The sequence below is a fragment of the Neptuniibacter pectenicola genome (assembly GCF_001597735.1).
Classification (GTDB): Bacteria; Pseudomonadota; Gammaproteobacteria; order Pseudomonadales; family Balneatricaceae; genus Neptuniibacter; species Neptuniibacter pectenicola.
This window is the reverse complement of record NZ_LUTS01000004.1, coordinates 45096-59631: the sequence shown is the minus strand read 5'-3', so window position 1 is coordinate 59631 and position 14536 is coordinate 45096. Positions and strand designations below refer to the sequence as shown.

At 45.0% G+C, this 14536-nt stretch carries 12 protein-coding genes; 6 read left to right on the top strand and 6 right to left on the bottom strand.

The window, feature by feature from the left end; all coding sequences use genetic code 11:
• Positions 1–35 precede the first annotated feature (35 nt).
• The 4 genes from fliS to A3773_RS06560 form a co-directional block, all read right to left on the bottom strand.
• Positions 36–434 carry a flagellar export chaperone FliS gene (gene fliS, locus A3773_RS06575; RefSeq protein ID WP_067984304.1) on the bottom strand — a complete coding sequence of 133 codons (399 nt, stop codon included), beginning with the start codon at positions 432–434 and terminating at the stop codon, positions 36–38.
• Between the two features lie 55 nt (positions 435–489).
• Positions 490–2607: a flagellar filament capping protein FliD gene (fliD, locus tag A3773_RS06570; RefSeq protein ID WP_067984302.1), complete on the bottom strand. Its 2118-nt coding sequence runs from the start codon at positions 2605–2607 to the stop codon at positions 490–492.
• Positions 2608–2654: 47 nt separating this feature from the next.
• Positions 2655–3023, bottom strand: a complete 369-nt coding sequence (locus A3773_RS06565) for a flagellar protein FlaG (RefSeq protein WP_067984300.1) — start codon at positions 3021–3023, stop codon at positions 2655–2657.
• 106 nt (positions 3024–3129) lie between these two features.
• Complete coding sequence (locus tag A3773_RS06560; protein ID WP_067984299.1) at positions 3130–4881, bottom strand: flagellin N-terminal helical domain-containing protein; 1752 nt, start codon at positions 4879–4881, stop codon at positions 3130–3132.
• A gap of 240 nt (positions 4882–5121) precedes the next feature.
• On the opposite strand from A3773_RS06560, the gene fliT reads away from it, so the two are divergent.
• Positions 5122–5433: a flagellar protein FliT gene (gene fliT, locus A3773_RS06555; RefSeq protein WP_067984296.1), complete on the top strand. Its 312-nt coding sequence runs from the start codon at positions 5122–5124 to the stop codon at positions 5431–5433.
• A gap of 60 nt (positions 5434–5493) precedes the next feature.
• On the opposite strand, the gene A3773_RS06550 is transcribed toward fliT, so the two are convergent.
• Together A3773_RS06550 and A3773_RS06545 are read right to left on the bottom strand one after the other, a co-directional pair.
• Positions 5494–7857 (bottom strand): efflux RND transporter permease subunit, encoded by a 2364-nt coding sequence (locus tag A3773_RS06550; protein ID WP_067984294.1) that lies wholly within the window; start codon positions 7855–7857, stop codon positions 5494–5496.
• Positions 7854–8951, bottom strand: coding sequence for a WD40/YVTN/BNR-like repeat-containing protein (locus tag A3773_RS06545; protein ID WP_067984293.1), 1098 nt, complete (start codon positions 8949–8951; stop codon positions 7854–7856). The genes A3773_RS06550 and A3773_RS06545 overlap by 4 nt, the downstream gene beginning before the upstream one ends.
• A gap of 514 nt (positions 8952–9465) precedes the next feature.
• Here A3773_RS06545 and ftnA point away from each other — a divergent pair.
• From ftnA to A3773_RS06525, 5 genes are all read left to right on the top strand, one after another.
• Positions 9466–10002 (top strand): non-heme ferritin, encoded by a 537-nt coding sequence (gene ftnA / locus A3773_RS06540; protein ID WP_067984291.1) that lies wholly within the window; start codon positions 9466–9468, stop codon positions 10000–10002.
• A gap of 165 nt (positions 10003–10167) precedes the next feature.
• Entirely contained in the window at positions 10168–10377 is a 210-nt protein-coding gene (locus A3773_RS17780) for a hypothetical protein (RefSeq protein WP_156473457.1), read from the top strand.
• 88 nt (positions 10378–10465) lie between these two features.
• Positions 10466–11839: a sigma-54 interaction domain-containing protein gene (locus A3773_RS06535; RefSeq protein WP_067984289.1), complete on the top strand. Its 1374-nt coding sequence runs from the start codon at positions 10466–10468 to the stop codon at positions 11837–11839.
• A 160-nt stretch (positions 11840–11999) separates the two neighbouring features.
• Positions 12000–13652, top strand: coding sequence for an acyl CoA:acetate/3-ketoacid CoA transferase (locus A3773_RS06530; protein WP_067984287.1), 1653 nt, complete (start codon positions 12000–12002; stop codon positions 13650–13652).
• Positions 13653–13940: 288 nt separating this feature from the next.
• On the top strand, positions 13941–14447 hold the full coding sequence (locus A3773_RS06525; RefSeq protein WP_067984285.1) for a SixA phosphatase family protein: 507 nt from the start codon (positions 13941–13943) through the stop codon (positions 14445–14447).
• The last annotated feature ends 89 nt before the right edge of the window (positions 14448–14536 follow it).

Sequence of the window (14536 nt, the reverse complement as noted above, 5' to 3'; positions counted from 1 at the left end):
AGGCAATTACTACACATCATGTTACAAACTGAAAATTAATCGTTCTGAAGCTCAACCGGCATACTCGACCAGCCCTGTCTTATCTCTAGAATCAAGCTCATAACTTCTTGAACCTTATCAGCGCTATTTTCACGATTCGCAAGCACTATCTGACGTATCATATAGTTGTAAAGCTCATCAAGGTTAAGCGCAACCTCGCCACCCTGTTCAAGGTCTAGCGAGCCTTTCAGGCCAACAATAATATCTGACGCTTTATTAAGGTGCGTAGTTCGCTCTTCAATCTGTTGACGTTCGATAGAGCCTTTCGCTTTAGCTAAAGAAGTTAATGCGCCTTCTAGCAACATGGAAATAAGTTTATGTGGGCTCGCTGTTTCTACGGTTGCCCTAAGATCCACACTTTTATACTCTTTTAGGGCGTTTAAATTGACGCTCATAAAACCTACCTATCTAATAAAATATTCTAAAAACGTGCTTAACAATAAACGCGTGTTAACCACTTGTAGAGGTAAATGGTAAGCGATCAAGTATACCGTCTAATTGGTTACCTGTACTTTGAAAACTACTTACAATTTGTTCCATCGCTAAAAATTGTGCCGATAAACGTAACTCAAGTGTTTCCATTTTACGATCTAATTCAATGCGATCATCAGCAACGTCTTCTAAGGCTTGATTAATATTGTCTTCACGTAGCTGAATACTCCCTGAGGACGACAGAAAACTTGCGATAAGCTTATCAAGCTCTCCGGCAAACCCACGGGAAAAATCAATTGTCGTTGTGCCCGCAGCAACCGCATTTTCACCGATCGTAAAGTTCAACCCATAAGGGTCGGAATCGATCGCTGGCAATAAAACATTACCTGAACCAAACCCCGCCACACCGTCAATAGTACCGACAACATCGACACCATTGTCCGACTGTGTAATAAATCCGAGTTCCGCAATATCCGCACCGAAATCCGTCGCATCAAAAACGACGCTAGACGCGATACCATAACTTCTAGAGGTAAAAGAGAATTGATCAGTCGCCTCATCATAGGCTACATCAACTGCAACGTTAGCTCCGCTAAGATTACTATCACCGTTTATCAATGACTGTAAATCCGCTCTAATTTCGTCTGCGCTAGTATAACTACCCGTCAGTGTAATCGTATCCGACTTAACACCATCAACCGTCACCTTAAAGGATAGATCCAACAAACTTGCATCGGCTATAGCAACCGTATCAGCTGCGCTGTCAAAACCAATTGCACCGCCATCAGCCATCGCGTCAGCGCTCACCGATGCTTTTTCTGGATCCGTGGTTATAACAACATCGTAGCTACCTGGAACGGTGCCAGAAGCATAACTCCCAACCGAAACAGACACTTCACCATTAGATGACCCTGTATTAGTGGCAAATAGGGTTTCAACCAAGTCAAAATTCTCATCCATTGCGCGACTAAAGTCATCTTCATCAATAGACAGTGTCCCATCGAGCTCGGTACGTATGCCAACATTCGTTAACGCAGTAAAACCTTCATCAATCCCTGGCACTAAGGATCCGATTGTTGATCGAATCTGATTAAGCAGTGCTTTGGCTGTACCGTCAGTGGATAAGTCACCTTTTACAGTCTGGTTATCCTCATCCGTACTATAGCCGGTTAAATTTTGTGCCGTTTCATAAAACAGGTTATACGCTTCAACAAAATCTCTTATGGCTTGTTCTGCTATAGAGGTATCTTCACTCACGGTAAACGTAAAACTACTACCCGGCTCAGCTTTATTTAATGAAAAGCTAAACCCCTGAATCACATCATCAATTTCGTTTGTTTCACGGAAAACACTAAGGCCATTTACCTTTAGTTCGGCATCTTTTGCCTGCTGAGTTTCAGTGACTTGTGATGACTCAGTTTCATTAAATTCAAAAACGCTCAACCCCGTGGTGTCACCTTTAGTGGCATCATCGCTGGTCACTCGAAGCGCATTATCGGCGCCCGATGGGGCGGTTAATAACAGCTGATACTGCCCATCAACCAATAATACCGATGCCTGAACATCTGCATCTTCATCATTAATTTTATCGGCAATATCTTGTAAAGAATCTCCAGCATCAACGGTAATGTTTAGCGAAGCGCGTTCATCGTTGGTCGCAAAAGAGTAAGGGTCTTGATCAGCATCGGCATCCGCACCAGGGTCGGCATCTTCATCATAAGTCCATGTCCCAAAACTAATGGTCAGTGTTCCGGATTCATTCAACGCCTGATCTTTATCTGAGTACGCACCCGTCGCTAAAGACTGTGCTTGTGCGACTTCGACCACCTCTATTTGATAGGTACCTGTCTGGGCACCGGGGTCGACCGAGTTAGGGGTAATCACATCGGTATCAGGAAATGAAACGGTGCGCGCATTAAAGGTGTCGTTATCCGATAGGGGATCAAGTACTGCGGCTAACTCAGATAAACTGCTCTGTAACGTTCCGTACGCTGATATCTGCGCTTCCAGTTTCTCTTCTGTGGCATCTAAACGCTCCTCTCTAGGAGCCTTCTCGATATCTACAAGCTGGGAAACAAGGCTGGAGGTATTGATACCAGAACCGGCTCCCAGTGAGCTAATAATACTATCACTCATGGCCTTTGCCTCTGGTTTTTAAGTGGGTGGAAGAAAGCCCTTAACGTTTAGGCTTTCTTGTCAAAAAGGAATCCTATCATCCGATCCAATGATTCGGCAAACGCTAAGGCTTCTTCATTTGGAATCTGACGTATTACTTTATCCGTTGTTAGGTCACGTACCTCAACAACAACTTGATCTGACGCTTTATCAACGGAAAAACTTAAAGAGCGCTGACTACTTTCCATCATCTCATTAAGACGGTTAATAGCCGCATCTAACTTCTCTGCTGAAACCTCTTGAGTCTGCTGAAACTGCTCATTCTTTTGCGGTGCTTCAACGGGCTGGGGTTTAGCTACCTGACTTCCGGTTTGTTGAGTCTGCTGTGTCGGCTGAATTACATTAGCAGCGGCTGCTCCTATTGACTCAATAGCCATAACTCAATCCTCTTAATTAACCCTTTGAGAACACCCCCGTCATCTTTACAGACTCAGGGGGATCCATGTTCTACTAGGTACTTTATTTAATAGTATAGCTGCTATCTTACTGAAGTAGAGATAGTACTTGCTGTGGTGCAGCGTTAGCCTGAGCCAACATTGCAGTACCTGCCTGCTGTAGAACCTGAGCTCTTGATAGGGCAGCAGATTCTGAAGCAAAGTCAGCATCTTCGATACGTGAACGGGCAGCCGATACGTTTTCAGATACGTTTGACAAGTTATTCACAGTAAAGTCTAGACGGTTACTTACCGCACCTAAATCACCTCGGGTAGCGTTAATCTGCTCAAGTGCGGAGTCAATAATGTCGATAGCTTCCTGTGCACCATTAGCCGTCGAAATATCGATGCTAGAGACACTACCACCTGCACCCGCTGCAGCATTTGTTTCATTAAGACCAAATATAGTCTCCATTGCAGCTTCATCGCCATCTTTGTATGAGATAGAGATATCACCACCATCAACGGAGGTCAGTTTTAATGCATCAGTTATGCCATTAGCACCATCTAGAGATGCTGTCACACCCGTTTCACCTGTGTACGAGTTCAACCAAGCAACCAAGTCACTTTCTTCACCAGCAGTGCTGTTACCGTCATAATCAACACTTGAGTCATACTCACCCAGCGTAACACCGTTTATAGTTACCTGGCCCGCATCAACATCAGCCTGCGCTTGTGCTTGGTAGCCTGTTACAGTGCCAGCTTCTAAACGTGTATCTAAACCAACAGTATCGGCATGAGCGGCATCATTATATTCAATGGTTACAGCATCGCCAGAATCTGCAGAGATGGTAAGCGCAGCTTCAAACGTTGCATTCGTAAATGTACCGATCGCATCATTTAACGTTGCACCATTTGCCGTAAGCGCAACATTATCAGCACCTTCTACCGATACAGTCAGGTAACCATCATCATTGATCTCAGCCTGTATAAGGCCGTTAGATACTTCGTTAGCTTTATCTGCTAGCTCTTGAAGAGAACCCGTCTCAGATACCTGGAACGTCTGCACATCACCATTCGCCATCGTTACTGCAAACTGAATGTATTCACCTGAAGCAACAATACCATCACCCGATGTCGTCGCTGTAGCTTCAGCCAATGTACCCACAGTCACGCCAGCAACGTTCGAGTTAACTGTATCAATAGCATCCTGCAGAACTGTTTCAGCAGACAAGTCGCCGATATCGATACCGTTAATAGACATTGTCTCTGTACCATCGAATGTCTGCAGCTGAGTCAATAGATCATTGCCCGAATCTGTTGCACCAATGATCGATGCGCCAGTACCGTTACCTAAAGATTGAGTATCTGTCGCACCAATGTTTAGCGCGATAGTTTCGTTGGCATCAGCACCGGCTTGCAGATCAACTTGACCTAACGTGCCGTCAAGAATATTAAGGCCGTTAAATTTAGTTGTTTCAGAGATACGATCGATCTCAGCAATCAACTGCTGAACCTCTGCATCCAATGTAGAACGGTTACCATCATCGTATGTACCGTTGGCAGACTGGATAGATAGCTCACGCATACGCTGTAGAATGTTAGTTGTTTCGTCCAACGCACCCTCAGCCGTCTGAATTAGAGAGATACCGTCGTTTGCATTTCGTACAGCCTGATCCAAACCACGAACCTGTGAGGTCATACGGTTAGTGATTGCCAAGCCCGCCGCATCATCTGCTGCAGAGTTGATACGTTTACCACTGGATAAACGCTCCATTGCCTGGTTCTGATCGTTCTGTGAAAGCGTTAGGTTACGCTGAGCGTTCAGCGACATGATGTTTGAATTAATTACCATTGACATGAGTTTATTCTCCTCATACTCAGCCGAATTTGACCGACCGTAATAAAAATATTTTCTTTTTGAACATCCACTTTCAAGAGAGAGGAAATCCAAGCTTGTGTAGGTTATCGACCGCTTACAAAAACCCTTTAGAAAAAATATTCACTTTTTTCCCAAGCATTTTTTGAAGTGTTTCAATGCCTCGTTGATTTTTGTTATCGGCACCCTCACACTGATCATTAATATTTTTTGGAGAAAAGCATGAACCCTTTAATAAAGCTCGCAGAAGAAGCGCTAGAACAATCCACGCATATGGAAACCTGTGCGCAACAGGGGAAATGGGATGAATTAACTGACGTGCAGGCGGTTCACACGAAAACGGTTGAAACCATCATGCTCACCGAAGCTGAAGAGGATATAAAAGCACAACTACGCACACTGCTATTAGAGATCAAAGCAACCAACAACCGCACAATAAGCTTAGCGAACGACTTCAAAAAAACCTTGGTGAAAGAGAAAAAGACCTTGGGACAGGGCGCAAAAATGCAAAAAATGTTAAATGCACTTAAATAGACAGGGACCCAGCATCGTGACGCCCCTATCTATTATCGCGACTAAGACACTAGCGACGCATTAATCAGCAGTCTCTATAACCGCTTCTTTGGGGTGTAATAGGCAGGCAATTGCAGGCAACAGAATCAACGCACCTAGCATATTCCAGATAAACATAAAGGTCAGAAGAACCCCCATATCCGCCTGAAATTTAATAGGGGATAATGTCCAAAGAATAACCCCTATAGCCAACGTCAGACCAGTAAACGCAACCGATTTACCTGTACTTTGTAGCGTTTCAAGATAAGCAGCTGGTAAGCTATGCCCTTGCTGCAAGTAAGTCTGCATCTTGGAATAGATATAAATACCGTAATCCACACCTATACCTACACCTAACGCAATAACCGGCAATGTTGCCACCTTCACGCCAATACCTAACTTCGCCATTAATGCCTGACACAAGATGGATGTTAAGACCAATGGCGCGATAATGCAGACCACCGTACGCAGAGACCTAAACGTCAGTAAACATAAAAAGCTCACGACAGAGTAAACCCAAATCAACATCTCATACTGGGCCATCTCAATCACTTCGTTCGTTGCCGCTTCAAAACCCGCTTTCCCCGCCGCCATATTGAACGTTATTTCATCGGTCTCATATTCTGCGGCAAAGCGATCGACAGCCACCGTCACTGCTTTTAGTGTTTCCGCCTTATGATCATCAAGAAAAATAATCACGGGTAACAACGAACAACTACTGTTCATCAACCCTGCAGGCACATATGAAAGCGAGGCATTGATCACATACTGATTTCGTATCACCGAACGCCACTTAAGACTTCCTTCATTTAATCCAGCTGTTACACGTTCCGACACATCCACCAGCGAAATACTGGATTGCACCCCGGAGACATTTCGCAAGTAAAACTGAAAACGATCAACCAAGGCCAAGGTCTCGTAGCGGCTACAGTGCTCCTCGGGCGTAGACACCATCACAACAAAGACATCACTCGACGTAGAGTAATTAGAGGTAATAAAATGATTATCAATATTATAACGGGAATCAGCGCGCAACTCGGGCGCCCCCACATCCAAGTCACCGATCTGCAGCCCTTTGCTGCCATACAGCCCCAACACCGCCAAACCAATCGCGACCAGAACCGCTACGATAGCGCCCTTTTTGGTCGCAAAGACACTCAGCAGGTGCCAATGGGAATTTTTCTTTTCAATCCCCCGCTTCGCTTTAGCGATAGCGTTACGACCCACGCCCACATAGCTCATCAACAAAGGAAGCAACATTAAATTGGTCAAGATAATCACCGCAACACCAATAGAAGCAGCGACAGCAAGATCTTGTATCACTTGGATTTCGATAACCATTAACGTAATAAAACCAATGCCGTCTGAAATCAGTGCGGTTAAACCCGGAATATAGATGGTTTTGAACGCATGCTTTGCCGCCGGCAGCTTTTCAGCGCCATTAATGGCCGATTCAAGCGTGATAGTATTTACAATCTGAACACCGTGACTGACGGCAATGGCAAACACCAAAAACGGCACAAGCATGGAATAAGGATCAATGCCATAACCCAGTAAGTTCAATATGCCTAACTGCCAAATCACCGCTGCAAGGGAGCACACTAAAGGAATAATAGTCCCCATCACACTACCTGAGTAGAGGTAGAGCAGAACCATAGTAATAACAAACGCGATAGCAAAAAACAGGGCAACCTCAAACGCACCATCAATCAAATCGCCTACAATTTTTGCAAACCCAGTAATATGAATACTAACCGTATCAGAGCTGTACTTATCCCTGACCAACGTTTCCAACAGAGCTGAAAACGCTTTGTAATTAAGTTTCTCCCCTGTTTCTGGGTCTTTATCAAAAAGGGGCACCTGCACCATCGCCGAGCGAAAATCATTACCGACTAATATCCCCACCTGACCCGAGCGTAGTATGTTGGTACGCACCCACTCTAAACTTTCTTTTGAACCATCATATTTAGCCGGAATCACGGGACCACCGACAAAACCATCCTCAGTCACTTCCGTCCAACGAACATTAGGCGTCCAGATAGATTTCAACGCAGAACGGTCGACCCCAGGAATAAAAAACAGCTCATCGGTCACCTGCTTTAAGGTCGACTGAAACTCTGCACTAAAGATATCGCCATCCTTTGCAGCAACAACAACACGAATACTGTTACCTAAACCCGCCAAGTCATCTTTATAACGTATGTAATTCTCAACAAACGGGTGCTGTGCAGGTATCATTTTCACAAAACTCGCATCGGGACGAATGTGTGATGCTTGCCACGTAAAAAACACCGTGGCGAGCAGAAAAAAGATCAACAACATTTTTCGGTAAGTAAACAGGAAATATTCTGCCAATTTCTCACTGGTATTAATTGGCCATAACAAGATAGAGGAAAGACGTTTCATTTGCCTGCCCCTCCACTTACATCGATGCGGGACACACCACCTTCACCGACGACAACGAGATAATGCCCGACCGACTCAACCGCACTGTAACTTCTCAGCCCCCTTTGCAAAAAGGGCTCGAACGAATCACCTTGTTTTTTTAATAACGCGCCACCTTGACCCACAAGGTAGGCATGGTGACCAATAATAACGGAATCATTAATCGTCGCCGTTAAACCACTATCCACATAATCCCAAACCGTCACACCCTCATTATCCACTGAGCGTTTCAAAACAGTTCCTCGCAACCCCATTAGATACAAACCATCGTCCGCCTCCACGGTCGAAAAGAACGACCCTTGATAAGGTAGATCGATCGCTTGCCAATTTTCGCCCTTATCCTCACTCTGCATTAACAACCCAGCCTCACCCAGTATCAGTAAGCGTCCCTGTTTTGTTTTAATAATGCGATTGAGGTGCAAGCTATCAGGATTCGGCAATATCTGCCCTTTATAACGCCAATGCTGTCCACCATCATGGGTTACCAGAAACAAACCGTAAGCACCTACCGCATACCCTGTCTGCGCATCGACAAAAAACAGATCCAGTAGCGGAGTACTTGGCACTCCATCTAACGCGGCTTTTGCATCATCTAACTGATAACCAAGATTCTCAAGCCGTTCAGGATCGACCGTTTCCAGGCTCCTCTGATATTGTAATTCCGCAGTAACAGCATCAACTCTAAGCTGATTAACCTTAGCGCCATCCAACTGCATCACCCAAGACTGCCCGCCGTCCTGCGTATGCAACACCACACCATCGTGACCAACAGCCCACCCTGTTTGCTTACCAAAAAAGTGCACTGCCGTAAGCAGGGTACTACTCGGCACACGGGCTTGTTGCCATGTTAAGGCCTCATCATCGGAATAAATAATGACACCCTGCTCACCCGCCGCAACCAATCGATCACCCGCCCGCGAAATAGCAAGTAAGAGCGAACGCTCCGGTGCCGCCTGCTCTATCGCAGGCTGAAAAAGACGATCCGCCCATATCCATTGAGATAATGTTAAGAGGCAGCCAAAGATTACACTGTAAGAAAACGTTATATTGCTCATCTAAAGCCCAGTTATTATTTTTTTGTCGGGAGTTTTAATAGCTAAAAAGCATCCACCTTTAACGTAAACACAGCAATAACATTCTTTCCCATAATGACTAACAATATAGGTCACTATAACAATATCCGCTAATGAATCGCGCTATTCATGCCCTCACAGCAAACACTTACACGCCTTGCCATACAATAAAACCCAAGTGTATTAGCAATAGGGTTCAACCTCACTTTCACAACAACACCCCTAACGACCTATTAACAAATAGTGTTTCACATACTGCTTGAGATTGATTATCATTAACAAAAATTAGGTAGAGCTTTCTATGTCAAAACCAAAAACCTTATGTAAATTTAAAAAGGCCGATATAGAAGAGCAATTTAAGACGCTCGCAAGCTATACTCGTTCAAGCTGCTACTTATGCAAGAAATGCGCACGCTCTGCTAACGCTAAAAAGTGGTTATGCAAGCCAGAAATGATTTAAAATCCGCTAAAGCTTATTCAAAAGGATCCAACTATTATGCTAAGCCCAGCAATGCTTGAAAAACTGAATGAACAGATTAATTTAGAGTTTTTCTCTTCCAACCTCTATCTTCAGATGGGTGCTTGGGCTGAATCTAAAGGTTTTGAAGGTTGCTCCGCATTTTTATATAAGCATGCCGACGAAGAGATGTCGCACATGAAGCGCTTATTCACTTATGTGAATGAAACCGGCGCGACTGCGATGATCGGCGCAATTGACGCCCCCAGTGCTGAATACAACTCAATTAAAGACCTATTCGATAAAGTCTATGAGCATGAGTGCTTTATTACTGGAAAAATTAATGAGTTAGCCCATACCGCATTTACACACCACGACTATTCTACCTTCAGCTTCCTTCAATGGTATGTTGCAGAACAGCATGAAGAGGAAAAACTCTTCAATGGCATTTTGGATAAAATCAAAATTATTGGCGAAGATGGCAAAGGCTTATTCTTTATTGATAAAGAGATTGGCGAACTGGCTAAAAATGGTTCAGGTGGCAGCATCATGGATGGCGCATCAGACAAAATATAAAAACATTAATTATCAATTAGTTACACGACAACCCTATAAATAACAACAAGTTTTATCAAAAACTTTCTGTTTTTTATGGATTTTATTCTAAAGATTTTGATAGTCTGTCCGATAATTACTTTCAAAGCAGCCTCTCATGCCTAATACAGGGAAGGAGAATAAAGCGTGAATACTGATTGTGTACATTGTTTTGAGTTAGTTAAAACAGGGAAAGAACACCCTTCATTAAAAACCGTCAGCGACCTTGGCCACTCACAAATATGCAAGTGTGGTGAATGCGGCTCTTTAGTCATGAGCACCGCTGGCGAATGGGAAATAGTACTTAAAGGTTCTGTTTCTCGCCGCCAAAAGCTGAATAAAAGAAACGCCGCTTAATCATTACTTTTTGCAAAAACAGCTTGGCAGCGAGCATCTCTACGCGTAGTTTTATCCCTATTTGAAACAGGATAAAACTGCGCTACTTATGGATTCTCTACGCGAACTGATCGATCAAGATAACAACCATAATCTTTTAGATCTATTGTCGAGCCTATGCCAAGGGTCTATTGCTGTAGATGAGCAATGCAACATCCTATGGATGAGCGATGCCTATAAAGAGCTGATCGACCTACCGCAAGATACGGATCCTACTGGCTGCCACGTCGAGCAAGTCCTCCCAACGACCAAACTGCCACGTGTTATAAAAAGCGGCAAACCCAGCTTTGTTGACCTAATGCAGATTAAACAGCGCTGGTGCGTCGTTACACGCCTACCCATCAAAAATGAACACCAACAAACCATCGGTGCAATCGGCTTTGTCTTTTATGATGACTTAGATAGCCTACAACCCCTATTCGACAAATTTGCACGCTTACGCCGTAAATTTGAGGATGAAAAAATCCTCAGACCCAGCCGGTATGCTTTAGATGATATGCTCGGCCACTCCCATCCCACCGAACTGTTACGAAGACAAGCACTACGCGCAGCACAATTAGACACAACCCTTCTACTGCTTGGAGAAACCGGCACAGGAAAAGAACTCCTAGCACAGGGCATCCATCACGCATCCACCCGACGAAGCGCACCTTTCGTTGGCATTAACATGGGTGCATTGCCTGAAGCACTGGCTGAAGCGGAATTATTCGGCAGCGCACCCGGCGCCTATACGGGTGCCAATAGCAAAGGCCGAATAGGCAAAGTACAACTCGCCGATGGCGGCACCCTCTTCCTTGATGAAATCGCCGAGATGCCACTCGCCATGCAGGCAAAATTATTACGGGTCCTCCAAGAAAGAGAAGTAGAAGCACTCGGCTCCAATCGGTTAGAAAAAGTCGATGTCCGCATCATTGCCGCCACCGCCAAAAACCTGCGCGAACTCGTAGATCAAGGCACCTTCCGAGAGGACCTTTATTACCGACTTAATGTATTACCTATCAAGCTCCCCCCTTTACGCGACCGGCTCGATGACATAAATGAGCTCTCTCAACATATGCTGCAACAGATTCAACACCAATCACAGCTGCCCGAACTTTCCCTTTCACCAGAGGCCCTTCAATGGCTACACACCTACCATTGGCCCGGCAACATTAGAGAGTTAAGAAATAGAATTGAGCGCGGCTGCGTCATGGCTGAGGGTGCCTGTATAGAAGCCAAAGACCTTGGTGCACTGGACGATCTACCACACACACCCACAACCCAAGCCACTGACCTAAAAAGCAAAAGAGCACAACTAGAGATCGATGCGATCGAACAGGCAATTCAAACCTGCCACGGCAACAAAACAGCCGCCGCAAAACTGCTTGGCATCTCAAGGGCTAGCCTCTATTTACACCTCAAACAAAAAGCGTCTATAAAATAAGACACAAAAACAGACACTGTATACAAAAATAGACATATCCGATATATAACACCCTTCACAAAAACATTAACCTACTGTTTTTAAAACACTTTAAATTACTGGCCTTGCATTTGCTCTATACACACTCTTAAAAATAATAATAAACACCTTAGGTTCTCCTATGCATCAAAGCAAAAATAAGCTAATTACCGCTCAACAAGCCGCCCGCCTTATAAAATCTAATGACATGATCGTGACCGGTGGATTTATCGGCATTGGCTTCGCTGAAACCTTAGCCACCGCTATTGAAAAGCGCTTTTTAGATGAAGGGCAACCCAATGACTTACAGCTTCTCTATGCCGCAGGACAGGGAGATACTAAGCACCGAGGGCTAAACCATTTTGGCCACCCCGGCATGGTAAAACGCGTGATCGGCGGCCATTGGGGACTGGCGCCCACCCTTGGAAAGCTCGCTATAGAGAATAAAATTGAAGCCTACAACCTACCCCAAGGCGTCATATGCCACATGTTTAGAGATATTGCGGCAGGCAAGCCGGGCACATTAACAACGGTTGGACTCCATACCTTCGTAGACCCCCGTATTGAAGGCGGAAAAATCAATGCCCGCTCAACAGAAGAGATGGTTCAACTTCTCGATATAAACGGCAAAGAGTGCCTGCTTTATAAACACGTCCCCCTCAACATTGCACTCCTTCGCGGAACCACCGCTGATAAAAATGGCAACATCTCGATGGAACGGGAAGCACTCCCCCTCGACTCTTTAGCCATCGCTCAAGCCGTTAAAAATTGCGGCGGTACCGTCTTAGTACAAGTAGAACAGATCACCGACGAACACCTACTCACACCTGATCGCGTGCGTATTCCAGGCATCCTTGTTGACCATGTTGTACTATCAACACCTGAAGATCACCCGCAAACCTTTGCCGAGGCCTTTAATCCTGCCTATTCTGGGCAAACCCGCACAACCGCACAACAATCTGCACATGCGCCTTTAGACGCCCGTAAAATCATCGCCCGTCGCGCCTTAATCGAATTAAAAAAAGATGCGATTGTTAACTTAGGTATAGGCATGCCTGAAATGCTTGCGACAGTTGCAGCCGAAGAGGGAAAAATTAACGACTTTACCTTAACGGTAGAGCCCGGCGGCATTGGCGGGCAACCCGCAAGCGGGCTAAGTTTTGGTGCCGTCAGCAATGCCCAAGCGATTATCGACCAACCCGCTCAATTTGATTTTTACGACGGCGGCGGGCTAGATCAAGCGTTCCTTGGACTTGCGGAAACCTGCCAAGAAGGTCACGTAAACGTCAGTCGTTTTGGCACTAAATTAGCAGGAGCAGGAGGGTTTATAAACATAACCCAGAACACAAACGACATCTATTTTTTAGGCACATTCACCTCCGGCAAACAGCAGTTAGACGTTATTAATGGCGAACTCAACATTATCACTAACGGCCCTTTGAAAAAGTTCAAAACAGCCGTGCAGCAGATCACGTTTAATGGCCACTACGCTATTGAGTGCCAGCAAAAAGTCACTTTCATCACCGAAAGAGCAGTTTTCAAACTCACCGAAAAAGGCCTATTACTCACTGAAATAGCACCCGGAGTAGACCTACAAACCGATATTTTAGATCACATGGAGTTTGTGCCGTTAATTGATGATGATTTAACCTTGATGGATGCGCGGCTTTTCCAAGAAAAACCGATGCACCTAGAGCACCCCGGCAGCCGCTCCATGAAGCAGATGCGCTCGCTGATGAAAAAGGTTTTAGAACGACCTTACCCATCACCCTTGGCCATAAAAACCGCCAACTAAGCGATGCTGAACCGTCCATCCATTTAGGTGTCAATAAACTGCTTATCTATATAACGCTTGTGCCGCGCTATTGTGCAGAGGGTAAGCATTACCACACCTATCAAAAGAAAACAGGGGCACTTACCAGGCAGACTAAACGGCCTGCCTAACTACCCCCCTGTTTTCTGGATGGTATCAATCCAGAAAAATCAGCATAGCCCACTAAATAAATCGAAGAAGGCTCGCATTTACACAAATATCAATTAAGATTTAACAAGACACGTTTATTGAACCTTTGAGTACCTTTAAATGAAAAAGCTCACGTTAGTTCGCCATGCAAAATCCAGCTGGAAGCATCCTGAACTAACTGATTTCGAGCGACCACTCAACAAACGAGGAAAACGGGACCTTCCCGCCATGGTTGAACGCTTGGCGAACCACCAATTGATACCCGACACCTTGCTAAGTAGTGGTGCAACGCGTGCAATCCTTACCACAAAAGCGATTAGCAGCCGACTGGCGATACCTCAGCATCATATCCTTGAAATACCTGAACTCTACGAGTCATGCGCCGAAACACTCCTACTCGTATTACAAAACATGTCTGAGTCTTACAAACATATCATGCTCGTAGGTCACAGCCCCGGCTTAGAGCGACTCGCCTCTCTCTTATGCCAACAATCGATCACTAAGTTTCCGACCGCAGCAGTGATTCACTTACATTTAAGCATTAAAAACTGGCACGAACTCGCGGATGGCTGTGCCACACTAACCCTGTTCGATTACCCTAAAAAACATCAACACACACACGAGTAAAATAGCCCCTACACACTGGGGCAAATCACGAAAACCTATCCCTTAGCATTAATCACTTATGCTAAAATAGCGGCACTTTTTACTCATAA